This is a genomic window from Novosphingobium sp. BL-S-32 (assembly GCF_056857055.1).
Window position 1 is genome coordinate 1,081,336 of record NZ_CM166476.1, and the last position, 26,114, is coordinate 1,107,449.

23 protein-coding genes, 1 tRNA gene and 1 other RNA gene are annotated in these 26,114 nt (G+C 64.4%); 9 read left to right on the forward strand and 16 right to left on the reverse strand.

Annotated elements, in window-relative coordinates:
* Positions 1 to 14: 14 nt before the first annotated feature.
* The 4 genes from rnpB to AC1VVK_RS04970 form a co-directional block, all read right to left on the reverse strand.
* Positions 15 to 456: RNase P RNA component class A (gene rnpB, locus AC1VVK_RS04955), an RNA gene on the reverse strand.
* Between the two features lie 9 nt (positions 457 to 465).
* Positions 466 to 1,170, reverse strand: a complete 705-nt coding sequence (locus AC1VVK_RS04960; protein ID WP_482904617.1) for an N-acetylmuramoyl-L-alanine amidase — start codon at positions 1,168 to 1,170, stop codon at positions 466 to 468.
* Between the two features lie 49 nt (positions 1,171 to 1,219).
* Positions 1,220 to 1,876 (reverse strand): histidine phosphotransferase family protein, encoded by a 657-nt coding sequence (locus AC1VVK_RS04965; protein ID WP_132387429.1) that lies wholly within the window; start codon positions 1,874 to 1,876, stop codon positions 1,220 to 1,222.
* 17 nt (positions 1,877 to 1,893) lie between these two features.
* Positions 1,894 to 2,391, reverse strand: coding sequence for a M67 family metallopeptidase (locus tag AC1VVK_RS04970; RefSeq protein ID WP_482904618.1), 498 nt, complete (start codon positions 2,389 to 2,391; stop codon positions 1,894 to 1,896).
* An 18-nt stretch (positions 2,392 to 2,409) separates the two neighbouring features.
* Between AC1VVK_RS04970 and AC1VVK_RS04975 the strand changes: the two genes are divergently transcribed.
* Together AC1VVK_RS04975 and rpoH are read left to right on the forward strand one after the other, a co-directional pair.
* Positions 2,410 to 3,354, forward strand: coding sequence for an RluA family pseudouridine synthase (locus AC1VVK_RS04975; protein WP_482904619.1), 945 nt, complete (start codon positions 2,410 to 2,412; stop codon positions 3,352 to 3,354).
* A gap of 89 nt (positions 3,355 to 3,443) precedes the next feature.
* The gene (gene rpoH, locus AC1VVK_RS04980) at positions 3,444 to 4,355 is read left to right on the forward strand and encodes an RNA polymerase sigma factor RpoH (RefSeq protein WP_482904620.1); all 912 of its coding nucleotides are present in this window, start codon (positions 3,444 to 3,446) and stop codon (positions 4,353 to 4,355) included.
* A gap of 74 nt (positions 4,356 to 4,429) precedes the next feature.
* On the opposite strand, the gene AC1VVK_RS04985 is transcribed toward rpoH, so the two are convergent.
* Together AC1VVK_RS04985 and AC1VVK_RS04990 are read right to left on the reverse strand one after the other, a co-directional pair.
* On the reverse strand, positions 4,430 to 5,473 hold the full coding sequence (locus AC1VVK_RS04985) for a patatin-like phospholipase family protein (protein ID WP_482904621.1): 1,044 nt from the start codon (positions 5,471 to 5,473) through the stop codon (positions 4,430 to 4,432).
* 19 nt (positions 5,474 to 5,492) lie between these two features.
* On the reverse strand, positions 5,493 to 6,242 hold the full coding sequence (locus AC1VVK_RS04990; protein WP_482904622.1) for an SDR family oxidoreductase: 750 nt from the start codon (positions 6,240 to 6,242) through the stop codon (positions 5,493 to 5,495).
* A 182-nt stretch (positions 6,243 to 6,424) separates the two neighbouring features.
* On the opposite strand from AC1VVK_RS04990, the gene mtgA reads away from it, so the two are divergent.
* Positions 6,425 to 7,090 (forward strand): monofunctional biosynthetic peptidoglycan transglycosylase, encoded by a 666-nt coding sequence (mtgA, locus tag AC1VVK_RS04995; protein WP_243652544.1) that lies wholly within the window; start codon positions 6,425 to 6,427, stop codon positions 7,088 to 7,090.
* 15 nt (positions 7,091 to 7,105) lie between these two features.
* Here the strand turns inward: mtgA and AC1VVK_RS05000 are convergent, their stop codons facing one another.
* Together AC1VVK_RS05000 and AC1VVK_RS05005 are read right to left on the reverse strand one after the other, a co-directional pair.
* A complete protein-coding gene (locus AC1VVK_RS05000; protein ID WP_482904623.1) occupies positions 7,106 to 7,507 on the reverse strand; it encodes a DUF1801 domain-containing protein in 402 nt (133 codons plus the stop codon).
* 157 nt (positions 7,508 to 7,664) lie between these two features.
* Complete coding sequence (locus AC1VVK_RS05005; RefSeq protein WP_482904624.1) at positions 7,665 to 10,295, reverse strand: TonB-dependent receptor; 2,631 nt, start codon at positions 10,293 to 10,295, stop codon at positions 7,665 to 7,667.
* 360 nt (positions 10,296 to 10,655) lie between these two features.
* On the opposite strand from AC1VVK_RS05005, the gene AC1VVK_RS05010 reads away from it, so the two are divergent.
* Positions 10,656 to 11,675 carry a cation diffusion facilitator family transporter gene (locus AC1VVK_RS05010; RefSeq protein ID WP_482904625.1) on the forward strand — a complete coding sequence of 340 codons (1,020 nt, stop codon included), beginning with the start codon at positions 10,656 to 10,658 and terminating at the stop codon, positions 11,673 to 11,675.
* A 119-nt stretch (positions 11,676 to 11,794) separates the two neighbouring features.
* Positions 11,795 to 12,376, forward strand: coding sequence for a DUF4440 domain-containing protein (locus tag AC1VVK_RS05015; RefSeq protein WP_482904626.1), 582 nt, complete (start codon positions 11,795 to 11,797; stop codon positions 12,374 to 12,376).
* A 119-nt stretch (positions 12,377 to 12,495) separates the two neighbouring features.
* Here AC1VVK_RS05015 and clpX read toward each other — a convergent pair whose 3' ends face one another.
* Together clpX and clpP are read right to left on the reverse strand one after the other, a co-directional pair.
* On the reverse strand, positions 12,496 to 13,758 hold the full coding sequence (gene clpX, locus AC1VVK_RS05020) for an ATP-dependent Clp protease ATP-binding subunit ClpX (RefSeq protein WP_132386618.1): 1,263 nt from the start codon (positions 13,756 to 13,758) through the stop codon (positions 12,496 to 12,498).
* 148 nt (positions 13,759 to 13,906) lie between these two features.
* Positions 13,907 to 14,575 (reverse strand): ATP-dependent Clp endopeptidase proteolytic subunit ClpP, encoded by a 669-nt coding sequence (clpP, locus tag AC1VVK_RS05025; protein ID WP_465135813.1) that lies wholly within the window; start codon positions 14,573 to 14,575, stop codon positions 13,907 to 13,909.
* A 239-nt stretch (positions 14,576 to 14,814) separates the two neighbouring features.
* Here clpP and AC1VVK_RS05030 point away from each other — a divergent pair, with 239 nt between their 5' ends.
* Complete coding sequence (locus AC1VVK_RS05030) at positions 14,815 to 16,290, forward strand: hypothetical protein (protein WP_482904627.1); 1,476 nt, start codon at positions 14,815 to 14,817, stop codon at positions 16,288 to 16,290.
* A gap of 79 nt (positions 16,291 to 16,369) precedes the next feature.
* On the opposite strand, the gene tig is transcribed toward AC1VVK_RS05030, so the two are convergent.
* Positions 16,370 to 17,938, reverse strand: a complete 1,569-nt coding sequence (tig, locus tag AC1VVK_RS05035; protein ID WP_482904628.1) for a trigger factor — start codon at positions 17,936 to 17,938, stop codon at positions 16,370 to 16,372.
* An 86-nt stretch (positions 17,939 to 18,024) separates the two neighbouring features.
* Positions 18,025 to 18,109, reverse strand: a tRNA-Leu gene (locus AC1VVK_RS05040).
* A 211-nt stretch (positions 18,110 to 18,320) separates the two neighbouring features.
* Between AC1VVK_RS05040 and AC1VVK_RS05045 the strand changes: the two genes are divergently transcribed.
* A complete protein-coding gene (locus AC1VVK_RS05045; protein WP_482904629.1) occupies positions 18,321 to 18,482 on the forward strand; it encodes a hypothetical protein in 162 nt (53 codons plus the stop codon).
* A gap of 61 nt (positions 18,483 to 18,543) precedes the next feature.
* Here the strand turns inward: AC1VVK_RS05045 and sppA are convergent, their stop codons facing one another.
* Positions 18,544 to 20,439 (reverse strand): signal peptide peptidase SppA, encoded by a 1,896-nt coding sequence (gene sppA, locus AC1VVK_RS05050; protein ID WP_482904630.1) that lies wholly within the window; start codon positions 20,437 to 20,439, stop codon positions 18,544 to 18,546.
* A gap of 180 nt (positions 20,440 to 20,619) precedes the next feature.
* On the opposite strand from sppA, the gene AC1VVK_RS05055 reads away from it, so the two are divergent.
* Together AC1VVK_RS05055 and AC1VVK_RS05060 are read left to right on the forward strand one after the other, a co-directional pair.
* Positions 20,620 to 21,600 carry an aspartate carbamoyltransferase catalytic subunit gene (locus tag AC1VVK_RS05055; RefSeq protein ID WP_482904631.1) on the forward strand — a complete coding sequence of 327 codons (981 nt, stop codon included), beginning with the start codon at positions 20,620 to 20,622 and terminating at the stop codon, positions 21,598 to 21,600.
* A complete protein-coding gene (locus AC1VVK_RS05060) occupies positions 21,597 to 22,838 on the forward strand; it encodes a dihydroorotase (RefSeq protein ID WP_482904632.1) in 1,242 nt (413 codons plus the stop codon). The genes AC1VVK_RS05055 and AC1VVK_RS05060 overlap by 4 nt, the downstream gene beginning before the upstream one ends.
* A gap of 270 nt (positions 22,839 to 23,108) precedes the next feature.
* On the opposite strand, the gene AC1VVK_RS05065 is transcribed toward AC1VVK_RS05060, so the two are convergent.
* The 3 genes from AC1VVK_RS05065 to AC1VVK_RS05075 are packed head-to-tail and all read right to left on the reverse strand — an operon-like array spanning position 23,109 to position 25,840.
* Positions 23,109 to 24,428, reverse strand: a complete 1,320-nt coding sequence (locus AC1VVK_RS05065; protein ID WP_482904633.1) for an SPOR domain-containing protein — start codon at positions 24,426 to 24,428, stop codon at positions 23,109 to 23,111.
* A gap of 24 nt (positions 24,429 to 24,452) precedes the next feature.
* Positions 24,453 to 25,100, reverse strand: coding sequence for a hypothetical protein (locus tag AC1VVK_RS05070; RefSeq protein ID WP_482904634.1), 648 nt, complete (start codon positions 25,098 to 25,100; stop codon positions 24,453 to 24,455).
* Between the two features lie 14 nt (positions 25,101 to 25,114).
* Positions 25,115 to 25,840 carry a ParA family protein gene (locus AC1VVK_RS05075; RefSeq protein ID WP_132386636.1) on the reverse strand — a complete coding sequence of 242 codons (726 nt, stop codon included), beginning with the start codon at positions 25,838 to 25,840 and terminating at the stop codon, positions 25,115 to 25,117.
* Between the last annotated feature and the right edge of the window lie 274 nt (positions 25,841 to 26,114).

Consider the following 26,114-nt stretch of genomic DNA (forward strand, 5'->3'; position numbering starts at 1 on the left):
CACATTTCATCTAATGCACCGGGGAGCCTGTAAGCCGGGTTCTGTGCCTGGCGTGGTCTCCCAATCGAGGGACCTTACGCCGCGGCGGCAGCCATTCCTCTAGGCGACGCATTGCTACGCCGCTCAAGCGACCAACCCGGGCTGCCTGGGTCTGAAACAAACCCGCCGTTCAAGACAGCGCGCAGCCCCTATTCGGTCTTGCTCCGGGTGGGGTTTACCTTGCCGCTTTCCGTTACCGGAAGCGCGGTGCGCTCTTGCCGCACCCTTTCACCCTTACCTGCCTTTCAGGGCGAACCCTGACGAGGCGAGGCGGTCTGCTCTCTGTGGCACTTTCCCTAGGCTTCGCCGGGCCTGAAAACCCGACTCGCCCGGCGGGCATTACCCGCCACCCTTGTTTCGTGGAGCCCGGACTTTCCTCGCGCATCCGAAGATGCCCGCGGCTGCCCGGCTCCCCGGTGCGAGCGGTCACCTAGCACGGCCGGTGTCTCGCTCCAACAGCAGTTCGAACAGGATTCCGCCTATTTCGCCATCGATCTCGCCGTCGATCATGTCGGGCCGCCAGCGCCGCTGGAACGCCCGCACCGCCGCGCGGCCATCGGCGATGTCATAGCCGAAGCGTTCGAGCGCGAGGTAGAAGGCGCCGGGATTGTCGTAGAACAGGTTCATCTTCGCGGCCGGAATTTCCAGCGCGAGTCCAAGCTGGCCCAGTCGCTCCCAGTCGAAATACTCGCCCGGGTCTTCCTTGCGCGCGGGGGCAATGTCGGAATGGCCGACCACATTGGCGCGCGGGATATCGTGCCGGTCCATGATGTCCGCCAGCAGCGGCAGCAGCGCATCCATCTGCGCCTCGGGAAACGGCCGGTAACCCCATTCGTGTCCGGGATTGACCAGTTCGATGCCGATCGAGGCTGAGTTCACGTCGGTCACGCCGCGCCAGTAGGACCGGCCTGCATGCCAGGCCCGCTTGTCCTCGGGCACGAGCGAGGTAACCAGGCCCTCCTCGTCGATCATGTAATGCGCCGAGACTTCGGCCTCGGGATCGCACATCCGCGCGAGCGCTTCTTCGGCGGTTTTCATGCCGGTATAGTGGAGCACCACCATCGACACCGGCAGCTTGCGCGCATTCTGGTTGGGCGATTCGACGACGCGGTTGACCAGCCACCGATTCATCGCCCTTCCCTTTCCCTACTATCCGGTCTCGCGCACTCTGGCCTTGCGGTCAGACTCCGGGCAATACCGCGCCAAGTACCAGCGCGTCATCCCCCAAAGCATATTGCAGGCGGCCGCCGAGGCTTTGCGCGAGCTGCTGGATCATGGCCGCGGGTGCGGTGCGGCTCGACAGGTCGCCTTCGGGCAGCGTACCTTCCAGCGCCCGGCCGACGTCGCGATCGAACGCAATGCGCGGGCCCGCCGCGCGGACCACGATCTCGCTGGTACCGCTGGTAAGCTGGTCCGGGCGCAGTTCGGCGGCGATGTCCAGCGTGCCGCCGCGCGGCAGCGCCTCGATCCCGATCAGCGCGAAATTGAGCAGCGTCTTGATCGCCGGCTTGGGCAGAATATCGCTGCCGAGCGACCAGTTGACCACGATCCGCGCATTGTTCGCGATCAGCGCATCGACCAGTGCCCGCGCCTCGCTCACCGGCACCATGTCTCCGAAACCGCCCGCCGCGCCGAAGGCGAGGCGGAAGAACTTCAGCTTGTCCGCCGAGATCCGTGCGCTCTGGTCGAGAAGTTCGAAGCAGCGCTGGCGCATCTCCGGATCCTTCTCGTCCGAGAGCAGCTCAAGACCGTTCGATAGCGCCCCCACCGGGCTCAACATGTCGTGGCACAGGCGCGAACAGAGAAGGCTGGCAAGTTCGATCGCGCTCGTGGTCATCGTGAAAGGGACTTCCATCACATTCCGGATTGGGATGCCGGGTGGGTATCGGGTGCTTGCGACTCTGGCGAGACAGCCGAATCCGGCCGACGTCCACCAGCGATGTCGCAGGTTATTGGTGAAAAACCATTCCCGCTATCTCGCCAGAAAGCAACACGCCCGTCGCCGATGATCGCCCAAATCCGCAAATCGCCGGTGGAATGTTCGCGATCCACGGCGGAAGGTACGGGCTGTCCCGTAGGGTGCGAATGGTAATAGCCCAGAACTTGGGGCCCACCGCTCCGCGCGGCGCGGTGCGCGGCGAGCAGCGCAGCGGGATCGATCTCGAAATGCCGCGTGCGCTCGGCCGCGACATTGCCGGCAGGCACGGCGCGATTGATGCGCTCGCGCCCGTCCAGCGATTCGCCCAGCAGAAGCCCGCAGCACTCTTCCGGATGCGCGCGGACCGCGGCGGCCAGCAGAGCCGACACAACCTCTTCTGTCAGCTCGACAACTCTTGTCACTTCGACATTCATCCCCAAATCGTACAGACAATGGGGGTCATGGAAAACATCATTGAAGGTACGATCGGGGAGGCTGGTGGCCGCCTCGACAAGGCACTGGCCGATGCCAGCGGCCTTTCGCGCGAACGAATCAAGGCCCTGATGGGCGAGGGCCGGGTCACGCTTTCGGGCAAGCCCGCCGGACAGGCCTCACTCAAGGTTGCGCCGGGCACACCGTTCGCCATCGCCGTGCCCGAAGCCGCCCCCGCCGAGGCCGAAGCCCAGGATATCCCCCTCAACGTCGTGTTCGAGGACGAATACCTGATCATCGTCGACAAGCCGACCGGCCTGGTCGTTCACCCTGCAGCGGGCAATCTTGACGGCACGCTGGTCAATGCCCTGCTTCATCACTGCCGGGGCCAGCTTTCGGGAATCGGCGGCGTCGCGCGGCCGGGAATCGTTCACCGCATCGACAAGGATACGTCGGGCCTTCTGGTCGTCGCCAAGACCGACCGGGCTCACGAAGGCCTTGCCGTCCAGTTCGCGGATCACTCGATCGAGCGCGCCTATCGCGCCGTCGTCGCCGGAAAACCGATTCCGCTCGCCGGGTCTGTAACCGGAGCGATCGGTCGTTCGAATACCAACCGTAAAAAGATGGCACTCGTAGAATCAGGCAGAGGCAAGCACGCGGTAACGCATTACCGCACGATCGAGGCGCTGAAAGGCGCAGCGCTCGTGGAGTGCCGCCTCGAAACAGGGCGAACACATCAGGTGCGCGTTCACATGTCGTCAATCGGGCATTCGCTATTGGGAGATCCTGTCTATGGACGCACCCCTTCAGCAATTCGCCCGGTCCTTCAGCGACTCGGATTTCATCGCCAGGCTCTGCACGCTGCGGAACTTGGCTTTGTCCACCCCGTTACAGGGGAGACGGTCCGATTTTCCAGCCCGCTTCCCGACGACATGCGGGCCCTGATCGACGAACTGCGTCAGTGAAATCGGTTTAACATGCTATCTTGAACAGGTGGCCCCAAGCTAAGATGCCTGCATAGGGTCTTTGACCGCGGGCCGACCGGAAAGGACGGATGACAGTGAGCACCAAGCAACGCAATCTCCCGGCGGTTCCATCGCTGGGCAGTGAGCAGAGCCTTAACCGCTACCTCTCCGAGATTCGCAAGTTCCCAGTGTTGGCGCCCGAGCAGGAATACATGCTCGCCAAGCGCTACACGGAACATGAAGATCCCGAAGCAGCGACACAGCTCGTAACCAGCCATCTTCGCCTCGTCGCCAAGATCGCGATGGGCTATCGTGGCTATGGCCTGCCCGTGTCCGAACTGATCTCCGAAGGCAACATCGGCCTTATGCAGGGGGTCAAGAAGTTCGAACCCGATAGGGGCTTCCGCCTCGCCACATATGCTATGTGGTGGATCAAAGCGTCGATTCAAGAGTACATCCTGCGTTCGTGGTCGCTCGTGAAGATGGGCACCACCGCCGCGCAGAAGAAGCTGTTCTTCAACTTGCGTCGCATGAAGAAGAATCTCGACGCTTACGAAGACACCGATCTGCATCCGAAGGATGTGGCCACCATTGCCACCACGCTCGGCGTGTCGCAGCAGGAAGTGGTCAACATGAATCGGCGCATGATGATGGGCGGCGATGCTTCGCTGAACGTCTCGCTGCGTGAGGAAGGCGAAGGCCAGTGGATGGACATCCTTGCGGATGACCGCCCGCTTCAGGACGAAACCGTCGCCGATGCCGAAGAGGCCACCGTGCGCCACGCCATGCTGGTGGAAGCGATGGACAGCCTCAACGAACGTGAGCGCGACATTCTGACCGAACGCCGCCTGACGGACGATCCCAAGACGCTTGAGGAACTGAGCCAGGTCTACAGCGTCAGCCGCGAACGCGTGCGCCAGATCGAAGTGCGCGCTTTCGAAAAGCTCCAGAAGGCGATGAACCGCATCGCCTCTGACAAGAAGCTGGTTCCCGCGCTCTAAGGGCTGCGGCACTGCTGAAATAGAAACCGGGTCGTCCGCAGGGACGGCCCGGTTTTCTTTTGTCCCCCGCGTCCTCAGGCCGGTCCGAACCGCGCCGCCATGTCCACGGTACCGCGCTTGCCGAGGTGTTCGATATTGGCCTCGCACCACTGCTTCGCCGCCACCTCGCCCACATCGTGGAGCTTGAGAAGCAGGTGGCGGACGGGCAGCAGCTTGGTCTGCGCGGGCATGGCCGAGAGCGTGGGCTCGTCATGGATCTCGTGAAGCCGCAGCCGCTCGACCTGGGCGATAAGGCCGTCCTTGGCGCGGGTATGCCCGATCGAGGATTTCAGCAGCAGCAGCCCCTGCAATTCCTTCCGCATCGACTGGTTGAAGCCGATCTCGGTCAGGCGGTCCACGATCGCCGCGACCCCGCGCGGCGTATCGGGCCGAACTTGCGCATTGACGGTGATGAGCAGCAGATCGTCGTTCGGACTTTCCAGCACGAGCGGGACCAGCGGCGGATTGGCGCTGTAGCCACCGTCCCAATAGTCCTTGCCATCGATGCTCACCGGCGGAAAATAGAGCGGCAGGCAGGCCGAAGCGAGCAGCGCATCGGTGCTCAGTTCCTCGTTGCGGAACAGGCGCAGCCGGCCCGAGCGCGCGTTGGTGGCCGAAATGAACAGTTGCGGGGCATTTTCGCTGCGAATGGCGTCGAAATCGACATGCGTCTCGATCACCTTGCGCAGGATCTCCTGCATCTCGCGGCCAAGTTCGGGCGAGCCATGGGTCATGCCGATGTCGCCGAACACCGTGGTCCACCACGAAGAGACTGCGCGGGAGGTCTGCGGGAACGCCTCGATCATCGGGATCAGCGGCCCGGCTTCGCGCCCCGAGCGGTTGAGTTCCTTCCAGAAGGCCCGCAGCCGCTCACGCGCCTCCTCGCGTCCGCCGGAAACGAGGCCTGAGACCAGCACGGCCGCATTCATGGCCCCCGCGCTCGCCCCGCTGAGCGCGCCGATGTTCAGCCGCTCATCCTGCAACAAGCCGTCGAGCACGCCCCAGGTGAAGGCGCCATGGGCGCCCCCGCCCTGGAGCGCGAGATCGAGGCTGGGGATGGGCTTTTCCTTGGAAAACATGCCCATGCGCGCCGACAGATCAGTTCTGCGGCGCGTTTAGAGTGGCGAAAGTCTCGGCGTAGCGACCGTCCGCCTCGGCGTTGCGCAGGAAGGCGAGGCGTTGCACGCCGATCAGGCCCGGCGTCGGCTCCTGCGCGAAAAGGCTCATCACCTCGTCAATGAAATCGCCAAGCGGCATGTAGCCTTCCCGGGTCGACTGGCCGGGCGTCAGTTCGGTCTGCACCGCCGGCGGGGCCAGTTCGATGACTTCGACTTTGCCCGCCAGCGCGAGGCGCAACGAATCGGACCAGGAATGGATCGCCGCCTTGGTCGCCGAATAGACCGCCGCGCGCACCAGCGGCACGAACGCCAACCCCGAACTGACATTGACGATCGCCGCGTCAGGCTGCGCCGAAAGATGCTCGACCAGCGCATCGGTCAGGCGGATCGGCCCGAGCAGGTTGGTGACCACACAGGCCTCCGCCACGGCAAGATCGCGCGGAGCAGAAACATCCTCCAGCGGCATGATCCCCGCATTGTTGACCAGCACGTTGAGCGCCGGGAACTTCGCCAGCACGTCCTGCACGAAAGTCCGGATCGCGCCTTCATCGGTCACATCGAGCGCCGCCGCGTGGATGTTCGCGCGGCCCTTGGCCGTCTCTTCCAGACTGGCGAGCGTGCGCCCGGTCACGATCACGACATTGCCCGCGTCATGCCAGCGCTGCGCCAGTTCGCGCCCAATGCCGGAGCCACCGCCGGTGAGAAGAATGGTGTTGCCGCTGGTCTTCATGGGGGGACACTCCTTTGCCGGGGAAACATCGGTGTAATCGCAAATTCCGTGCAGGAAAGTCGCCATAACGGGTTTCGATGACGCTGCGGTGCACGAGGATTGATCGCAGTGCACTTTTCCGCCGCGTCCAAGCCCGCTAGGGGATGCGGCAACTTCCTTCGAATTCAGGGCCCTCTCGCTTGCTGCGCATCACTGCCAAAGTCATCGTCTGGTTCGTCGCGATCAGCGTGGGGCTGACCGTGCTCTATCGCTTCGTGCCGCCACCGGTGACGGTCACGATGCTGTCCGACGGCAACGGCATCACCAAGGACTGGCAGCCGCTGAGCCGGATCGACCGCAACATGCCCGCCGCCGCCATCGCCGCCGAGGACGGAAAGTTCTGCACGCACAATGGCTTCGACACCGACGCCATCGAAAAGGCCTTCGAGCGCAATGCCGCCGGCGGACGCCTGCGCGGCGGTTCGACGATCAGCCAGCAGACCGCCAAGAACGTGTTCCTGTGGCAAGGCGAAGGCTGGACGCGCTACATTCGCAAGGGCTTCGAGGTCTGGTTCACCTTCCTGATCGAATCGCTGTGGGACAAGCGGCGAATCATGGAAGTCTACCTCAACGTCGCCGAGACCGGCATTGGTACGTACGGCGTGGAAGCCGGCGCCCAGCGCTACTACGGCAAATCGGCCACCAACCTCACCCCGATCGAGGCCGCGCGCATCGCCGCCGCCCTGCCCAGCCCCAAGACCCGCGACGTCAAGAACCCCTCCGGCTTCACGCGCCGCTACGGCAACACGATTGCCGCACGCATCGGCACGGTGAAACGCGCCGGCTTCGATTCCTGCGTCTACGAGTAAGGCGAAAGCCACCGCTCACTTCGCGCGGGCGGGTTTCTTCGCAAGGTTGAGTTCGATTGCGGCGCGTACCAGTGCGGTCAGCGCCGCTTCGTCGACCGTCTCGCCTTCATGAAAATCGATGGCGCGGCGCACGTTGCCGTCCAGGCTGGAATTGAACAGCTCCGCCGGATCCGGAAGCGAGGCGCCCTTGGCAAAGGTCATCTTGACCGCCGCCTTGTACGTCTCGCCGGTGCAGATGATGCCGGAGCGCGACCAAACCGGCACGCCGCGCCATTTCCATTCCTCGACGACTTCCGGATCGGCCTTGAGCACGATCGAGCGAAGACGCGCCAGCATTTCGCCGCGCCAGTCATTCAGTTCCGCGATCCGTGCATCGATGAGCCGCGAAGGCTCCGCCCCGTCGCCATTTCCGCTCATTTGCGTCACGCTCCCGCCATTCAGTCGCAGGGACGCAGGCTAGGCCAGCCGCCCACATTTCCGCAAGGCCCACGGCGCATTGGCACCCACGCACAAAAAAGGGGAGAGAACCGAAGTTCTCTCCCCTCCCCTGTTTCGCGTGACGCGAATTCCTGGATCAGAAGCCCACGGTGATGGTGCCGCTGACAGTGCGCGGCGAACCGATGTAGGCGTAAGGGATCGAGGTCGATGAGGTGCTCGAACCGAAGCCGCCGACATAGAGCTTGTCGAACAGGTTGGTCACGTTGAGCTGCAGGTAGGTCTGGTCGTTCAGACCGAGGAACCCGAGCTTCACCTTGGCGTCGAGATCGACCACGTTGTAGGCCGGGGTCTTGGCGCCATAGACCTGATAGTTCGTGACCTTGCCGTTGAGCGTGTAGCTCGACGTGATCGCGATGTTCTGGTCGTTCACGTAACGCGGACCAGTGCGCTTGGCCTGCACGCCCAGCTGGACCGGACCCAGGTTGCCCTGGATGCGCGTACCGAACATGTAGGTCGACGCGCCGCTCTCGCGCTTGCCCTTGGTCAGGTAGTAGATCGGATCGCCAACAGCCGCGCAGGTACCGATGCCGGTCGATGCGCCTGCCGTGACGTTTGCCGCGGTGCACTCGCCCGACTGGACGTTGTCGAGGATCTTCGACTTCATCACCGAACCGAAGGCGTAGATGGTGACTTCCTTGATCGGCGAGTAGCCGACGCTGCCATCGAGACCGTAGCGGTCAACCTTGCCGAGGTTACGATAGAGCGTCACGTCGAGCACAGGATCGTACGACGAAGCCAGACGGTTCTGGAATTTGGTGTACCAGGCCGAAACCTGAGCCTGGACCTTGCCCGAGATGTAGCGCGCGCCGAGATCGAAGTTGTCGGTGGTTTCCGGCTTCGGCACAGCTTCGTCCGAAGTGAAGCCCAGCGACTGGTACAGGTTGTCCGTACCCGGAACCTGCATGCCCTTCGAGTAGTTGGCATACACGCTGACGTTGCCGGTGACCGAGTAGTTCAGACCGGCAGTCGGCAGGAACTTGTGGTAGTTGAAGGTGCGCTTGGTCGGCCCGACGTAGGTCGGATTGGCGATCAGGAAGGCCGCCTGCGACGCTTCGTCGTTGAAGCAGTCGACAAAGGCGCCGCCCGCTTCGGTCACGCAACGGTTGTCGAGACGACGCGTGAACCAGGGCGAACGGACGCCAAGGTTTACGGTCAGGCGCTTGTCCAGGAACTCGCCGCGGTATTCGGCGGAAGCCTGGTTGAGCATGGCGATCGACTTGCGATTGCGCTTCTCGATCGGCTGGCCCGAAGCGTCGAGGATCGGATTGTCCTCGGGGAAGTATTCCGTGGTCAGGCCGTTCTGGAACAGGAGCGCCGCTTCACCGGTCTGACGGTGACGGCCGTAGTCGAGCGAGTAGTTCAGACGGAAGGTCTGACCATCGACCGGGTTCCAGATCAGGTTGGCGATGACGCCGAAGCGGTTGGTCTTGGTTTCGCTGGGTGCGTAAACCGTAACGCTGTCAAGCGTGTCGCCGTCGCCGTTGAGGTCGACGCCGCCGAAGTAGGGCTTGCCGCCAATGTAGCCAAAGATGTTCTGGCCAGCCTTGGTCTTGTAGAAGCCTTCATAGCCCGTAACCGCGCCGGTGCCGCCATTCGCCTTGGTGTACTGGTAGCTCGGGTCCACGGTCAGGGCGAGAGTGTCCGAAAGCGTGAAGCGCGAATTGATGCGGATGCTGCCGGTGTTCGACGGGTTGTAGCTCTCGTCGTAACGCGTGCCGCATACGTTGGGCGAATCGACAACACCGGTACGCGCGGCAGCCACCTGGCAGTTTGCGAGGGTGTAGTCGCGCTCGTCGCGGGTGGTGGGGAAGCGGTTGGTCGAACCCGAACCGACAACGCGATCGGTGGTCGTCAGCGTCTGGTTCGGCGCCGTGCCGTTGACCGTGAAGATCGACGAATCGGTGCGCAGCGGAACCGACGAGAAGTTGCGGTTGCGGTTGACGTTGTAGTTGCCGGCGATCGAGATGAAGTCGCCATTGTCACCCAGCGGCTGGTAGATCTTCGCGTTGTACTGCGACTTGTTGGTCTTGCTCGAACGCTGGAACGGGTTCTCGTTCTCGGCGTGGCTGGCCGAGATCCAGGCGCGGGTGCCGATCGAGGTGAACGTGCCGGTGTCGACAACGCCGAACATGCGGAAGAAGCCGTATTCACCGACCGAACCGCTGGTGCTGACGTGGAAGTCTTCGGTCGGGTTGCGGCTCTTGTAGTTCACGGTCGAACCCGAAGCGGCGGCGGTCGGGCTGTCGACGTCGGTGGTGCCGAGGTTGACGTTGACCTGCTCGATCAGCTCGGGGTCAAGCTGCTGGTTCGAATACTGCGCGTAGTTACCGGTATCGTTGAGCGGAATACCGTCGAACGTCAGCGAGATACGGCTGGCGTCAAAACCACGGATATTCAGCGTGCCGCCCGACGAACCGTAAGGATCGTTGTTCTGGAAACTGACGCCGGGGACGAGGTTGATGACCTCCATCACGGTCTGGCCCGCACGCTGCGTGGCGATCAGATCCTGCGTGATGACCTGCTTGGTCTTGGTCGTATCCGGCAGCTTGACGCCGCCGATTTGACGCGGCGCATTGCCGGTGACGACAATGGTGCCTTCTTCGAATTGCGACGAACCGGTCGACTGGGCGAGAGCCGGCATCGCGAGGAACGCTGCGCCGACGGCGAGCGTGCTGGTCGCGGTGGAGAGAACGGAATGGAACTTCATCTTAGCCCCCTGGAGCCTTGAGAGTGGGATTGACGCAATGATGCGGAAGGTTTTGCCCCGCCACAGGTTTGCTGCGGCTGCTAAGAGCAGTGCAATATGACAACTCCCTGACACGCGGGATTCATTTCTATCGGGGGCGATGCAATTTTTCCGCAACGTGACAGATTGAGCGCGATGGACTCGTGCATTTCCTTGTTTTTCGGCGATTCATGGAAATATTTTTGCCCGCTCCGTGCGACAAAAATGTCACGCGCAATATTGTTTCAACATGCCGCACTGCGGTATGAGCGACCTCGATGTGCATGACATGTTACGACATCGCTTGATGCATTTGCGGTGCCTGTGCGAGACACGCGGTCCATGGGCGTCGCACACAACCACCAGGGCCATAATCACGGCCACCCGCACCACGATCACGGTCATGGTCACCATCACGGGCCCGGTGATGGGCACGGCCATGGACATAGCCATGGGGGCCACCACCATGGCCATCACCACTCCCTGCCGAGCAACATAGGCAGGGCTTTCGCTCTCGCGGTCGGGCTCAATCTCATCTTCGTGGTGGCGGAAGTGACCGCCGGTTTTCTCAGCGACTCGATGGCCCTGCTTGCCGATGCGGGTCACAATCTGTCGGACGTACTCTCGCTCCTGCTCGCCTGGGCGGCCAGCGTGCTTGCTTCGCGGCCGCCGACGGAGCGCTTTACATACGGGCTGAAAAGCTCCTCGATTCTAGCTGCCATCGCCAATGCCGCTCTGCTGTGGGTAGCGATCGGCGCGATCCTGGTCGAAACGATCCGCCGCTTCGCCGAACCGGCACCCGTCGCGGGGACGACGATGATCGTGGTCGCGGCGCTAGGTATTGCGGTGAACGCTCTCTCGGCGCTGCTGTTTGCCAAGGGCAGCAAGACCGATCTCAATTTGCGCGCCGCTTTCGTGCATCTGATGGCCGACGCAGCGGTTTCTGCCGGGGTGGTTATCGCCGGCATCGTCATTGTCTGGACCGGCTGGAGCCTTGTCGATCCGATCGCCTCGCTGGTCATCACCGCCGTCATCGGCTGGTCGAGCTGGAGCCTGCTGCGCGAGTCGCTGCGGATGGGCATGATGGCCGTGCCAGAGAGCATCGACATCGGCGCCGTGCGCGGCTTCCTGGAAGCCCGCCCCGGCGTGGAGCGCGTCCACGACCTTCACGTCTGGCCGATGAGCACGACCGAGACCGCGCTTACCGCGCACCTCGTCATGCCCGAGGGCCAGCCCGGCGACGCTTTCCTCCAGCAGCTTGCCCATGACCTTGAGCACGATTTCCGCATCGGCCACCCGACCATCCAGATCGAAACCGAGGCCGAATGCGTGTGTTCGCTGGAAAGCGAATCCGTCGTCTGAAATCGGTCTGGCGTGCTCCGTCCGCGCCCAGCGACAATAAGGTACAATAAACCCGATTGCGGCAGGCGGGGCGGCGTTTAGGAATCGTGTCCATCTTTGATTGCACGGACAGATCCGCGATGAAACGTCGACACCCCGCCCGCCTCATGCTTTCCGCAGCGCTCGCTTGCGCCTTGCTGCCCGGCCTTGCCCATGCCGACACCAAGAGTGACCTTGAGGCGCGCTACGCGGCACTCAAGACCGCCATGGACACGCGCGAGCCGGATGACATCAAGCCTTTCCTGACGCCTGACTTCAAGCGCACCGATCTTGGCGGCAATTCCATGAACGCCGATGACATGATCGAGCGCCTTGCGAATATTCCCGTCGATCCGAGCCGCAAGTCGACCAACACGATTACCTCGGTGACCGTCAATGGCCAGACCGCCGAAGTCGAGCAGCGCCAGGACGCCTCCGACAACCGCCAGGGCCGTGACGGCGAAACCCATCAGATCGCGATGAGCGAACTGTCGCACGATACCTGGGTCCAGACCGACAAGGGATGGCTGCTCAAGTCCACCGAGACCGAGCAGATGACGATTTCCCGCGACGGTCAGGTCGTGCGCACGATGAAGAAGGGCGATCCGATGCCTCCGCGTGGCGGGCGCGGCGGTCCCGGTGGCGGCCGCATGGGCCCGCCCCCTTCTGACGGAAACAACTGAGAAGCGACCATGCGCCCCGGCTGCCCGGCCGGTGAGCCGGGGCGCAATTCCGAACAACGAAAAGGGCCCGCCCGGATAATCCGGACGGGCCCTTTTCGTTTTGATCTTGGCAGCAGCGCTTAGGCTGCGGCTTCGGCCTTGTCGCCCTTGAGCACGCGGACCGGTTCCTTGCGGCCCTCCACCACGTCCTTGTCGACAACGACTTCGGCGATATCGCCTTCGGTCGGCAGGTCGAACATGGTGTCGAGCAGCAGCCCTTCCACGATCGAACGCAGGCCGCGCGCGCCGGTCTTGCGGTCGATGGCCTTCTGGGCGATCGCCTCAAGCGCCTCGTCCGTGAAGGTCAGTTCCACGTCTTCCAGCTCGAACAGCTTGGCGTACTGCTTGATCAGCGCGTTGCGCGGCTCCTTCAGGATCTTGACCAGCGCCTCGATGTCGAGGTCGTTCAGGGTCGCGATCACCGGCAGACGGCCGACGAACTCGGGGATCAGGCCGAACTTCAGCAGATCTTCCGGCTCCGCCTTCTGGAGCAGTTCGCCCACGCGGCGCTTGTCCGGATCGGCGACATGCGCGCCGAAGCCGATCGAACGCTTCTGGAGGCGGTCGGCAATGATCTTCTCAAGACCCGCGAAGGCGCCGCCGCAGATGAACAGGATGTTGGTCGTGTCCACCTGCAGGAATTCCTGCTGCGGGTGCTTGCGGCCGCCCTGCGGCGGAACCGATGCGGTGGTGCCTTCCATCAGCTTCAGCAGCGCCTGCTGCACGCCCTCGCCCGAAACGTCGCGCGTGATCGACGGATTCTCGGCCTTGCGGCTGATCTTGTCGATTTCGTCGATGTAGACGATGCCGTGCTGCGCCTTCTCGACGTTGTAGTCGGAAGCCTGGAGCAGCTTGAGGATGATGTTCTCCACGTCCTCGCCCACGTAACCGGCTTCCGTCAGCGTGGTGGCGTCGGCCATGGTGAAGGGCACGTCGAACGTCTTGGCGAGCGTCTGCGCGAGCAGCGTCTTGCCCGAACCGGTCGGCCCGACGAGCAGGATGTTCGACTTCGAAAGCTCGACGTCGCCCTGCTTGCCGCTGTGCTTCAGCCGCTTGTAGTGGTTGTGCACCGCCACCGACAGCACGCGCTTCGCGCGGTCCTGCCCGATCACGTAGTCGTTCAGCGTCTCGCAGATGTCGCGGGGAGACGGCACGCCGCCGTCCTTTTTACCCGCAATCCCGGCCTTGGTTTCCTCGCGAATGATGTCGTTGCAGAGCTCGACACATTCGTCGCAGATGAAGACCGTGGGGCCCGCGATCAGCTTGCGCACTTCGTGCTGCGACTTGCCGCAGAAGCTGCAGTAGAGGGTGCTTTTCGCGTCAGATCCGCTCAATTTCGTCATTTTCCGTCTTTAGGCCATTTCCAGGCGACTCGTCGAGTCTACCTTGGACGGGGCCGGTTTTGCAATCCTAGCCCGATATGGGTACCCCGAGAACCATTGCAAAGAACTGAAGGTCGATACCCGCAGGCACCGACCTTCCGCGTCATGCTCAGGCTTCGGCCGGCTTGTCGGCGTCGGGCCGCGTTTCGAAGACCTTGTCGACGAGGCCGAACGCCAGTGCTTCCTCGGCTTCGAGGAAGGTGTCGCGGTCCATCGCCTTCTCGATCTCGTCGAGCGACTTGCCGGTGTACTTCACGTAGAGATCGTTGAGACGCTTGCGCATCCGCAGGATCTCGCGCGCCTGGATCTCGATGTCCGAAGCCATACCGCGTGCGCCGCCCGAGGGCTGGTGCACCATGATGCGGGCGTTCGGCAGAGCGATACGCATGCCCGGCTCACCGGCGGCGAGCAGGAAGCTGCCCATCGATGCAGCCTGGCCGATGCACACCGTCGAAACGCGCGGCTTGATGTACTGCATGGTGTCGTGGATGGCCATGCCGGCCGTCACCACGCCGCCCGGCGAGTTGATGTACATCGAAATGTCCTTGGTCGGATTTTCCGATTCGAGGAACAGGAGCTGCGCGACGATCAGCGAGGCCATGTGGTCCTCGACTTCGCCGGTGATGAAAACGATGCGCTCGCGCAGCAGGCGCGAGTAGATGTCGAAGCTGCGCTCACCACGGCTGGTCTGCTCGACGACCATCGGCACGAGTGCGCCGGTCACGGGGTCGGTAGTGAACTTTCCTTGGGCGCCCGAGGCGCCAAACAGGTCGAGCATGGGAGTCCTCTTCTGATTTGGACCGCCTATGTCGCGTGCCCCCGCACGATGTTCAAGGCCTTTAACCCCTCAATCAGTGCACCGCACACAACTTATGCGGGCATTGTCCGACCTTGAGCCCCACTTGTCCCGCTTCAGAGCGATCGAGGGCACGATCCGTTGCCCTTTCTCAATATTTCCGTCATCCCTTGGCGGGATAAGGGAAATCTCTTGTCGCCGGCTTCGGGGGGAGCCTTTGCATGTCGAAAAAGCTCCAGGTGGGCACGATCCTGCTTACCGTGATGGCCCTTGCCATGGGAATCGCGTGGGCGTGCCTGCATCGCGGTCCATGGTACGACGAATTCTACACGCAATATGTGACGCGCCCCGGCCCTGGCTGGGGTGAAGCCCTGCGGACGAGCTGGCTCGCGGACAATCATCCGCCGCTCTATTACGCCCTTGCCCGCGCCACCGCCTGGATGGGCTCCATAGAGACTCACCGGCTGCTGAACCTCGCCATCGGCGTGGTCTGCCTCCTTGCCGGCGTGGCCATCGTGCGCGATGTGCCGCGCCTGCTGCCCGCGAGCGCCGTGCTTCTGCTGCTGCTGGCAGGCAACGAATGGACCGTGCTGAGCGCGAGCGAACTGCGCTCCTACTTCCTGTCGCTTGGCGCGGGCACCGTGCTGGCGCTATCCCTCAGCGCCCTGTCGCTCACGTGCGAAGGCGGCTCGCGGGCACGCCGACTGATCTATTTTGCCAGCGTATTGGTGGCTTTCAACACCCATATCGTCACCACGCTGATCGCCGGAGCCCTTATTGCCCCCTTTATCGCCGCCGCCGTGCTGCGCCGCGACTGGACTCTGGCGCGTGCCGTCGCCGTGCCGGCGCTGGCGGCGGGCGGGGTCTTCATCGCCCTCAGCCTGATCCAGCTGCCCTACTGGCAAGCCAATACCCGGGCGTTTTGGATACCGGCCGGCTTCGGCGAAGCGCGGTGGTCAATCGAATATGCCCTGCTGCGCAGTCTGGAAGCCAACCCGCTCGTGCTGCTGGGTGCGCTTGCCGGCGTGCTCCTCATGGGGCGCGACCTCATCCGCAACCGCACGGCCTGCACCGAGGTCCGGACGCTGGCCCTGCTGGCGACAGGCGTGATGGCTGGCCTTGGCATGCTGGTGGTGGTGCACCTGCTCCACCCGATGCTGATCGAGAAGTACCTGACCGCCATGGTCGGCGCGGTCAGCGTGGGTATCGCGCTGGCCTGCGGACGCCTGCTGAGGGCGCTGGGGCCGAAAACGACGGCGGTCTTTCTCAGCTTCGCGCTGCTCGTCTCGGTCTGCGGACTGGTGCAGAATGTCGGCAAGGCCGAAGCGCGCTACTCGTGGTACGGCACCGGCGGCTTCATCGCTCGCGAGGTGCGCCTCTGCCCCGGCACGCTGGTCCATACCGACCGCTTCTGGAACGCCGATGTCCTGTCCCTCCCGCCCGCGGACAACCTTTCGGTCGCGCCCTGGGCCTATCGCGAGGTTGCCGGACACTTCGGCTTCGCGATCGAGCCGGAAACCTCACGGAAACGGGCAGAGGCCTGCCCCACGTTGTTCTGGGCCGAGCACGACAGCCGTCATCGCCTGAGCGATGCTGTCATCCTCGCCCACTTGCGCCAGAGCGGGTTCGCGGTGGACGCGATCGAGGTCCACCGTATCGGCGATGGCTGGGTCGCGGTTTCGCAGCCGGGCGCTTAACCGACATCAACAAGAAAGGCCCGCCGTGTTCGCACACGGCGGGCCTTTCAACGATCGGTCAGCGGTTTAAGCGACGCGATCAGTCTTCCTTGGCAGCGGCCTTCTTCTTGGCCGGAGCCTTCTTGGCGGGCTTCGCCTCGGCCTCGGCCTCGACTTCAGCTTCGTCCTTCTTGGCAGCAGCCTTCTTGGCGGGAGCCTTCTTCGGCTTTTCCTCGGCAGCAGCTTCGTCAGCCGGCGCTTCCTCGGCGGCGTCCTTGGCAGCGGCCTTCTTGGCCGGAGCCTTCTTGGCGGCCGGCTTCTTGGCTTCCGCCGGCTTCTCGCCGTCGGTGTCAGCCTCGATAGCAGCCTGCAGTTCGTCGCGGGTCACTTCGCGCTCGGTGACTTCGGCCTTCTCGATCAGGAAATCGACGACCTTGTCCTCGTAGAGCGGCGCGCGCAGCTGGGCAGCCATCATCGGGTCCTGCTGGACATATTCGAAGAAGCGCTGGCGGTCTTCCGGACGATACTGCTGCGCAGCCTGCGAGACCAGCATCGACATTTCCTGCTGGGTCACTTCCACGCCGTTGGCCTGGCCGATTTCCGACAGGAGCAGACCCAGACGCACGCGGCGCTCGGCGATCTTGCGGTAATCGTCCTTCTCGGCTTCGATCTCGGCGAGAGCGGCAGCGGGATCTTCCTCGTTGCCGGCTTCCTGCGTGAGCTGCTGCCAGATCTGCGAGAATTCGGCTTCCACCATGGTCGGCGGCACGTCGAAGTCATGACCGGCGGCAAGCTGGTCAAGCAGCTGGCGCTTCATCGCGGTGCGGGTCAGGCCGGCAGTTTCCTGCTCCAGCTGGCCCTTGAGCAGGCCCTGGAGCTGCTCAAGGCTCTCAAGACCCAGTTCCTTGGCGAAATCGTCGTCGATCTTCGATTCGGCAGGTGCCTTCACTTCGTGCACGACGATGTCGAAGGTGGTTTCCTTGCCGGCGAGGTTCGCGGCGGGGTAGTCTTCGGGGAAGGTCACCGTGATGGTGCGCTCGTCACCGGCCTTGGCGCCGCCGAGCTGCTCTTCGAAGCCGGGGATGAAGCGGCCGGCACCGATGACCAGCGGGGCCTTCTCGGCCTTGCCGCCGTCGAACTCGACGCCGTCGAGCTTGCCGGTGAAGTCGATGATCAGCTGGTCGCCGTCTTCGGCCGCGCCGTCCTTGGTTTCGAAACGCTGCTGCTGCGAGGCAATGCGCTCAACCGCTTCGGCAACGGCGTCTTCGGCCACGGGCACGGTCAGCTTTTCCAGCTTCAGGCCGTCGATCGCGGGAGCGGCGATAACCGGGAGGACTTCGAGGCTGACGGTCAGCTCGACATCCTTGCCTTGCTCATAGCCTTCGCCCAGCGCAACATCGGGGTTCATGGCCGGACGCAGCGCGTGATCGGCAACCAGCTTGTCCATCGCTTCGCGGATCGAGTTGTTCAGCGCTTCCTGGTGGATCGCGTCGCCGTGCATCTTCTTGACGAGGTTCGCGGGCACCTTGCCGGGGCGGAAGCCGGGCATCTTGACCTGCGGGGCGATCTTCTTGACCTCACCCTCGATCTTGGCAGTGATGGTCTTGGCGGGAATGGTCACCGTGTAGGCGCGCTTCAGGCCCTCGTTGGTGGTTTCGACGATCTGCATTTCAAATGCCTTCCTGTACAATTCAACGGGCCAACGCAAAGAGCCTGCGGGCCGATTCTCGCGACTCATCCCCCCGGGCGGCAGACTGGTGCGGGCGAAGGGACTCGAACCCCCACATCTTTCGATACTGGTACCTAAAACCAGCGCGTCTACCAGTTCCGCCACGCCCGCAAAGATGAAGCCTGAAACTCAAGGCCCGTGCCCTTATAAGGACACGCGGAAAAGGGCAAGTGCGGCGATTCGCATGGTGTGCAGACAGGCTGCGCCGTTCCCGTGCCGGGACGGGTCGCGGCAGCCCTCCGGCAGGCCGCCTTGCACCATGCCTGCCGCCTGCCCAACTAGAGTAATGTCCCTTGAAGACATGACAAAGCGAGAGGCAGCCATGGCCACCCAACCCGGAGACGACCCCGGCAATACCCCGCCCGAAACGCCCTATCCGCCCGTGGAACCAGACGCGCCGGATACCCCGCAGGAACTGCCACCGACTGGCCCGGACTTCGATCAGCCGGATCCGACGCCTACGGAATTGCCGCCCCCGGACTGAGGGACTGTTTGAAATCCGGTCGTAACCGGATTTCAAACAAGCTCCGGGCAGCGGCCCGTATTCAGTTCAGTCCTACCAGCCGGGCCAATGTCCGCAGCGTCGTTTGCTTGTCCGCCTTGCGGGCAGCACCGGGCACGACCGGGCATTCCAGACAGTAAGCCTGTGCCCCGCTGGTCGAGAGCATCGCCGCAAGCTGCCCTGCCAGATGCGCGCCCTGCTCCTCACGGCGCTGCGACACGAGGCTCGCGAAGTCGTAGGCCCGGGCATGGCTGTCTTCATCCGGCGCCTGCGAGGTGTAGCTGTTCACGAACCGGGTGACCGTGTCCTCCTCGCTCTGGAGATAGACGGCATGCCACTTGCCGTTGCCGACACCGCCAAGCCGCGCTGCTTCGGCCAGCGCGGCATTGAGATCGCCCATACGGTCGACAAGGCCGATCCGCTGCGCCTCTGAGCCCGGCCAGACGCGGCCTTGCGCGATCGCGTCCATCTTCTCCGGCGTGGTCCGGCGCGCCTGCGCCGAAATACCGACGAACTTGTGGTAAGTGCTCTCGATCGAGGCCTGCAACATGCCCTCCACCTCGGGCGAAAGGCCGCCGAGGATGTCGGGCTGGCCGGACAGCGGCGTGGTCTTCACGCCGTCGCTGGTGACGCCATATTGGGCCAACGTATTCTCGAAGCTGGTAATGACGGCAAAGACGCCGATCGATCCAGTGATCGTGGCGGGTTGGGCAAAGACGGTCTGCCCCGGTGTCGAGACCCAGTAACCGCCGCTGGCGGCAAGGTTGCCCATCGAGACCACGATCGGGATCTTCTTCGCCTTGTAGCGCTCGATCGCGCGGCGCATGCGCTCGGCCGCCATGGCCGAACCGCCCGGCGAATCGATGCGCACGACCAGCGCCTTGAAGCCTTCGTCGATATTATCGTCCAGCAACTGGGCAATGCGGTCGCCGCCGGCGCGGCCCGGCCCGGCATCGCCGTCGACGATTTCACCGGCGATAGTGACGACTCCGATCTCGGCGCCTTCCTTCTTTTCGGGATTGGCGGCGAGCCAGGCGGCCAGTGCGGTGTGGCGATAGGGCAGATCCCTGCCGTCCTGATCGGAATCGTCCTTGCCGGCGATGGACGCCACGCGGGCATCGAACTCGCTCTTGTCGCCGATGCGGTCGACGATCCCGGCCGCCTTGGCGCCTTCGGCGAAGTCACCTCCGCTCGCCTTGGCCCAGCCCAGCGGATCGCCGGTCATTCGGTCAAGCTGCGCCCGGGGGCGCGCGGCGGCGATGTTGGCCCGATAGCTGTTCCAGAGCGCGCCGTAGACGTCCTGCATGGCCTCGCGCGCCTCGGGCGACATGTCGCTGCGCATGTAGGGTTCCACGAAGCTCTTATAGGTTCCGGCGCGGAAGACATGGGCGTTGACCTTGAAACGGTCGAGCAGGCCCTTGAAATAGACCTGATTCCCGCCCGGGCCCGCCACGAAGGCGCCGCCCATCGGGTCGATCCAGACCTCGCTGGCATGGGAGGCGAGCTGGACGCCGTCATCGGCATAGGCATTGGCGAACGTCAGCACCGGCTTGCCCGCCTTGCGCACTTCATCCATCGATTGGCCGATTTCCTCGATATTCACCATGCCGCCGCCCAGAAAACGCGACATGTCGAGCACGACGACCTTGATGCGGCTATCCGTCGCGGCAAGGTGCAGCGCGCGTTCGAGGTCGCGGGCCCGATATTCGCCGGCCGGTGCGCTGGAGCCGAGCAGCAGGGCCAGCGGGTCGATCCGGCTCTTCTCCTCGACGATCGAGCCATTGAGGTCGAGCAGCAGCGCGCCGTCCTGAATCCGGGTGGCGGCGGGCCGCGCCATCAGCAGGGCATAGAGCGCGCCAAAGAAGAGCAAGAGGAAAACCAGCGCCAGCGCGTCCTTCACCGCGACCAGCAATCTCCAGACCCTGTGCGCAAATTTCATGGATTCACCCGCCTTTCCGGCAACTTCATACCCCCACGGGGCCGGTGCGGCCAGAGCGGGCAACAAGTCTTTTTTCCGGCCCCATGCGCCCGCCATGTGGATACGAATGGCGTGCCTTGCAAAGGACTCGGCTCAAAACGCTTGAGCCCGGCCCCACCTGTGCCTAAGGCCTGATCTTCGATGACATCCCCAGAATATATCTATCCGGAAGGCGCGCTCGCCTTCCCGCATCGCGGTCTCGTGGGCATCGGCGGCCTTGCCCCGCATGAGATATGGTTCCTCCTTGACGAGGCCCAGCAGTGGGTCGAACTCAATCGCGGCACGCAGAAACGCCGCGACCTGCTGTCCGGCCTGACGATCATCAATGCCTTCTTCGAAAACTCGACGCGCACGCTGCTGAGTTTCGAAATCGCCGGCAAGCGCCTCGGCGCCGATGTGGTCAACATGGCCGTCGCCAATTCCAGCGTGAAGAAGGGCGAGACGCTGATCGACACGGCGATGACGCTGAACGCCATGCGCGCCGATGCCATCGTCATCCGCCATGCCAGTTCCGGCGCGGTGCAGCTGATCGCCGATCTGGTCGATTGCCCGGTGCTCAATGCCGGTGACGGCCAGCACGAACACCCCACGCAGGCCCTTCTCGACGCCCTGACCATCCGGCAGGCCAAGCGCGCCTTCAACGGCCTGCGCGTGACCATCTGCGGCGATATCCTGCACAGCCGCGTCGCTCGCTCGAACATCCTCTCGCTGGCCTCGCTCGGCGCCGAAGTGCGCGTCTGCGCGCCGCCCGCGCTGATGCCCGCCGATATCGAGCGGATGAACGTGAAGGTGTTTCATGATTTCGACGCCGCGCTGAAGGGCGCCGACGTGGTGATGATGCTGCGCCTCCAACTGGAACGCATGGAAGGCCAGTTCATCCCCTCCCCGCGCGAATATCGCCATCTTTACGGCCTCACGCTCGACCGGCTTGCCAAGGCCGAGCCCGACGCCCTCGTCATGCATCCGGGACCGATGAACCGCGGTATCGAAATCGACTCCAACGTGGCCGATCTGGTCGGCCGCTCGCAGATCACCACGCAAGTCGAAATGGGCGTGGCCATGCGCATGGCCTGTCTTGACGTGCTGACCCGGCGAACGCGCGGTGTGGAGGGCTGGGCATGAGCAATCAGGCGCCCCTCACCGTCACCAATGGCAAGCTGGTCCTCGCCGATGGCTCCATCACCCCGGGCGGGCTGCGCAGCGAGGGCGGCTTCATCACCGCGATCGGCGCCGACGTCACTGCGCAACCGGGCGATACCGTCCATGACGCAGGCGGCCACCTGATCGCCCCGGGCCTTGTCGATCTGGGCGTTTTCGCCATCGACAAACCAGCCTTCCACTTCGGCGGTATCACCCGCGCCGCGCTGATGCCGGACCAGAATCCGCCGCTGGACGTGCCGGCACGCGTGCGCTTCGCCGCGCAGTCGGGCAAACCGGACTTCTGGGTCCACCCGCTCGCTGCCGCGACGCAGGGCCTCGAAGGCACGTCGCTGGCCGAGATCGCGCTGATGCGTGACGCCGGGGCCAAGGCCGTCGCCACCGGTCGCCACTGGATCGGCGATTCGGGCACTATGCTGCGCCTTCTCCAGTACACCGGCATGCTCGGCATGGTGGTGATGACGCATTCCGAGGACGCGGGCATCGTCGGCAAGGCCGTCGCCACGGCCGGCGAAATGGCGACCCGCCTCGGCCTGCCTTCCGCACCGGCCGAAGCCGAGGCGCTGGCCATCGCCCGCGATATCGCGCTGGCCGAACTGGCGAATGCGCCGATCCACTTCCGCAAGGTGACGACCGCCAAGGGGCTGGACCTCGTGCGCGGCGCCAAGGCGCGCGGGCTGAAAGTGACGGCGGGCGTGACGCCGGCCTACTTCATGCTCTCGGACCTCGCACTGGGGGGCTTCCGCACGTTCGCGCACCTCTCGCCGCCGCTGCGCTGCGAAGACGACCGCAAGGCCGTGATCGCCGCCATCGGCGATGGCACCATCGACGTCATCGCCTCCGGCCATGATCCGCGCGGGCCCGAGGACAAGCGCCTGCCCTTCTCTGATTCGGCCCCCGGCATGGCGGGCGCCGAAACGCTGCTGCCGCACACGATGAATCTCGTGCGCGATGGCGTGATCTCAATGTCGCGCGCATTCGAGCTGGTCGCCACGAACCCGGCCAGGTTGCTGGGCGTGAATGCGGGCAAGCTCGAAGTGGGCGCCGAGGCCGACATCGCAGTGGTCGCGCCGGATCGTCCGTGGATCGTCGATTCGAGCAAGATGGCGGCTGTTGCGGGCAATACGCCGTTCGACAAACAGCCTGTTCAGGGCCGTGCCGTAGCGCTGTTCAAGGGCGGCGTGGCGGTGCTTCAGAAGTAAGCGGCTGCATGGGCCGGACCCGTTCCGGCCCAAAACGCACTCCCCTTTCACCCAAAGCACCTCGTCGTCCCCGCGCAGGCGGGGACCCCGCTTTTCTTGGCCAGCTTAGCAAAAGAAAGCGAGGCCCCCGCCTGCGCGGGGGCGACGGGTGGTTCGCGGTTCAGGCTCAACCGGAAACACCAAACCTCAGCTATGCACCAAAAAAGACGGCCCCTGTCCGAGGACAGGAGCCGTTCAGGTTCACATGGAACTGGTAGAAGCGTGCGCCGGTCAGCGGCTCGCGAGCGAGGCGCCCGGCAAGGCGCGCTGCTGGGAATAGGCAAGACAACCCGCGCCGCCCTTTCGGACGGTCGAGCACAAGGCCTGCGCCGCACCGCGATCGAAGCCTTCGGCCGCGACGCGGTAGTAACGCTGGCCGTTCACCTGCGCTTCGGTGATGCGCATGGTGTGGTCCTTGAGCTTCGGATTCTGGGTCTGGAAGATGGCCCAGGCGCGCTTGGCGCCGTCCATCGTCCGGAACGATCCGAGCTGAACGAGATGCGTGGTCGGCTGCGCCGCTGCAAACTTCGGCGCAGCAGCGGTACGCGCCGCAATGGCATGGACAGCGGCAGGGCGAGCGGCCGGCGCCGGCTGGACCGTCGTGCTCGCCGCGAAGGGCCGCGAGGGCGCTGCTTCGACCGCGGCCACACGAACGACCGCCGCTGGAGTAGATGCCCGAGCCGGTGCAGGCGCCGGAGCCGATTCCTCGGGCTGGTCGGCGCCCCAGAAGCTTTCACCCGTCTGGACCGCCGGAAGCTCGCCGCCAGCAGCCGGCTTCGGCGCTGCAGCCGCCACCGGTGCGGCCGTATCGGCAACCGCCAGTTGCGCACCATCGGCAGGCTTGTTCAGCGCCAGCATGGCCGGCTGACCCGAATCTCCGCGCAACGGCACGCCCATCAGGCCGGCAATGCGCTCGCGGCTCTTGTCCGCGTCGGCACTCGCAGCCCATTCGTTGAGGCGGGCTTCGAGCTGGTCGCCGGTCAGGTCCTGCGAGGCGATCAGGCGCGCTTCGCGCCAGCGGCCGTCGAGGGCATAGGCATAAGCAAGGTTCTGGCGCGCCTTGGGCGTCGCCCCGCCGCCGCGCACGACGTCGGTCAGGATCGAGACACCGCTCGCAGGCTGTCCGGCCAGCGCAACGGCCAAGCCGAAGTCGCTCATGGGGATCTTGTCCTGTACGCGCTGAAGCAGTGCCAGCGCCTCCGCATTCCGGCCAGCGCCGATATAGGCGAGCGATGCGCCGAGCGCGGTGTGGGCATCCTCGTCACCCAGCGAGATCGCGTCCTCGAACGTGGTGGCCGCCGAATCGAAGCGTCCCACCGCCAGATAGGCCTGTGCCAGCATGGCGCGCGAACGGGCGTCGCGGGGCGATTTCGCCACGCGCTGTTCGGCGCGGGCGATATCCCTGTCGCCCTGCTCGGCGCCCGCAGTCACGGGCGCATCGGCGCTGGCGACCGGCGCGTGGCTGGCGCAGCTCACGAGCAGCGCGGCAGCCATGGCCGCGCCCAGCGCGAGCCCGCCGGTCCGGGCGTGCGAAGAATTGAGGCGTTGCATCGGATTGTCCCCCCTAGGACGAGGTCAGCTATGCTTTCCGGCCGATAGAGCCGGGGACGAGATGTCGGCGAATTCGGCAAGATACTTGTCGAGCGCCTCGGTCACGATGACTTGCGCGCTGCGGTTGGTCAGCAGCCCGGCCATCTTGAGGCGGAAGTGGCGTTCTGCGTCGAGACGCAGCGTGAAAGCGGCGCGGCGGCCTTCCGGAACCATCGTGCGCACCGGAGCTGCCGTGCGGTTGATGCGTTCGGCAAGATCCTCGATCTGGCGCAGAACATCGGGCTTGCGCGGCGCGATGCCCGGCATTTCGGGCGTCAGCGAAGCCATCGGCTGGCCGGTCGAGCCGTCTTCGCCCGAATCCTCGTCCAGATGCGGCTCGGCGTGGAAAGCCTCGGCAACGGGTGCCTCGTCGAACTGCGCTTCCTCAATGTGGACCGCCACGGGCGCGGCGACCGGCTCAGGCATCAGCGCTTCGGGCACGGCCGAGACCGGCGCCTGCTGCTCGGGATCGCCCCAGTCGTTCCAGCCCAGATCGTCCATCTTGCCCGGATCCGCACGCATCCCGGCCATGCCGAAGGAAGCGGTATCCTGACGGCGCATCGCGGGCCGGGCGCTGCCCTTGCGGGCCAGCAGACTCGGCGAGAGCGACGCGAATGTACGGGGTTCGGTCATCGCGCCGGACATCGTCAGGATCCGACGACGCGGCGGCCGAAGCCACCGACCGGACGCTGTGCGCCCTGCACCACCGGCTGGCCGGGAACCGGCGGGGCCGAGAACACGGTGCGGCGGAAATTCTTTTCGAGACGGTCGGAAATGTAGTTCCAAAGCGCCGCGACTTCCTGTGCGGAGCGGCCGTTGGGATCGACTTCCATGACCGTGCGGCCATCGATCATCGAGGCGGCGAAGTCGGTCCGCTGGTGCAGTGTCACCGGCGCCACGGTGCCGTGCTGCGACAACGCGACAGCGGCTTCGGCCGTGATTCGCGCCTTGGGCGTGGCGGCGTTGACGACGAAGAGCAGCGGCTTGCCCGAACGCTCGCACAGATCGACAGTGGCGCCCACGGCGCGCAAGTCATGCGGGCTCGGACGGGTCGGCACCACGATCAGTTCGGATACCGAGATCACGCTCTGGATCGCCAGGGTAATGGCCGGCGGCGTGTCGATCACGGCCAGCTTGAAGCCCTGCTGGCGCAGGACCTGAAGGTCGGCGGCGAGGCGTGCCACGGTGGTCTGCGCGAAAGCGGGCAGTTCCGCCTCACGCTCGTTCCACCAGTCCGCCAGCGAGCCCTGCGGGTCGATGTCGATCAGCACGACCGGCCCGGCACCAGCGCGCTGGGCCTGGACGGCAAGATGTCCCGAGAGCGTGGTCTTGCCCGAACCGCCCTTCTGCGATGCCAATGCCAGTACTCGCAAAGCCCTGTCCCCTGAATTCCGCTTAGGAAAGTGAACCTGTCACGAGGAAGGGATTCGCAGATCGTTCCTAATTTAGAGTTAATTAGGTCCGCAGCGGCGTGGCGCGCCGCCACCCTGCCCCCAGCTACTCTTCTGGCCTGTCATCGCATCATGGGATCAGGAAAGTATTTACCATGCCGGTTAACGCCAATTTTCGGCAGAGGCCCGCATTGTCACGGGATCCCACTGGCGTCATCCGTCAATCTTCGCCAAGCATGGCACCCATTCGGAACGG

What these genes read in the sequence shown, in the direction of transcription:
- AC1VVK_RS04960 (WP_482904617.1), bottom strand. Translation starts at nt 1,170, where the DNA reads ATGAATCGGTGGCTGGTCAACCGCGTCGTCGAATCGCCCAACCAGAAT.
- AC1VVK_RS04965 (WP_132387429.1), bottom strand. Translation starts at nt 1,876, where the DNA reads ATGACCACGAGCGCGATCGAACTTGCCAGCCTTCTCTGTTCGCGCCTG.
- AC1VVK_RS04970 (WP_482904618.1), bottom strand. Translation starts at nt 2,391, where the DNA reads ATGAATGTCGAAGTGACAAGAGTTGTCGAGCTGACAGAAGAGGTTGTG.
- AC1VVK_RS04975 (WP_482904619.1), top strand. Translation starts at nt 2,410, where the DNA reads ATGGGGGTCATGGAAAACATCATTGAAGGTACGATCGGGGAGGCTGGT.
- rpoH (WP_482904620.1), top strand. Translation starts at nt 3,444, where the DNA reads ATGACAGTGAGCACCAAGCAACGCAATCTCCCGGCGGTTCCATCGCTG.
- AC1VVK_RS04985 (WP_482904621.1), bottom strand. Translation starts at nt 5,473, where the DNA reads ATGTTTTCCAAGGAAAAGCCCATCCCCAGCCTCGATCTCGCGCTCCAG.
- AC1VVK_RS04990 (WP_482904622.1), bottom strand. Translation starts at nt 6,242, where the DNA reads ATGAAGACCAGCGGCAACACCATTCTTCTCACCGGCGGTGGCTCCGGC.
- AC1VVK_RS05000 (WP_482904623.1), bottom strand. Translation starts at nt 7,507, where the DNA reads ATGAGCGGAAATGGCGACGGGGCGGAGCCTTCGCGGCTCATCGATGCA.
- AC1VVK_RS05005 (WP_482904624.1), bottom strand. Translation starts at nt 10,295, where the DNA reads ATGAAGTTCCATTCCGTTCTCTCCACCGCGACCAGCACGCTCGCCGTC.
- AC1VVK_RS05010 (WP_482904625.1), top strand. Translation starts at nt 10,656, where the DNA reads ATGGGCGTCGCACACAACCACCAGGGCCATAATCACGGCCACCCGCAC.
- AC1VVK_RS05015 (WP_482904626.1), top strand. Translation starts at nt 11,795, where the DNA reads ATGAAACGTCGACACCCCGCCCGCCTCATGCTTTCCGCAGCGCTCGCT.
- clpX (WP_132386618.1), bottom strand. Translation starts at nt 13,758, where the DNA reads ATGACGAAATTGAGCGGATCTGACGCGAAAAGCACCCTCTACTGCAGC.
- clpP (WP_465135813.1), bottom strand. Translation starts at nt 14,575, where the DNA reads ATGCTCGACCTGTTTGGCGCCTCGGGCGCCCAAGGAAAGTTCACTACC.
- AC1VVK_RS05030 (WP_482904627.1), top strand. Translation starts at nt 14,815, where the DNA reads ATGTCGAAAAAGCTCCAGGTGGGCACGATCCTGCTTACCGTGATGGCC.
- tig (WP_482904628.1), bottom strand. Translation starts at nt 17,938, where the DNA reads ATGCAGATCGTCGAAACCACCAACGAGGGCCTGAAGCGCGCCTACACG.
- AC1VVK_RS05045 (WP_482904629.1), top strand. Translation starts at nt 18,321, where the DNA reads ATGGCCACCCAACCCGGAGACGACCCCGGCAATACCCCGCCCGAAACG.
- sppA (WP_482904630.1), bottom strand. Translation starts at nt 20,439, where the DNA reads ATGAAATTTGCGCACAGGGTCTGGAGATTGCTGGTCGCGGTGAAGGAC.
- AC1VVK_RS05055 (WP_482904631.1), top strand. Translation starts at nt 20,620, where the DNA reads ATGACATCCCCAGAATATATCTATCCGGAAGGCGCGCTCGCCTTCCCG.
- AC1VVK_RS05060 (WP_482904632.1), top strand. Translation starts at nt 21,597, where the DNA reads ATGAGCAATCAGGCGCCCCTCACCGTCACCAATGGCAAGCTGGTCCTC.
- AC1VVK_RS05065 (WP_482904633.1), bottom strand. Translation starts at nt 24,428, where the DNA reads ATGCAACGCCTCAATTCTTCGCACGCCCGGACCGGCGGGCTCGCGCTG.
- AC1VVK_RS05070 (WP_482904634.1), bottom strand. Translation starts at nt 25,100, where the DNA reads ATGACCGAACCCCGTACATTCGCGTCGCTCTCGCCGAGTCTGCTGGCC.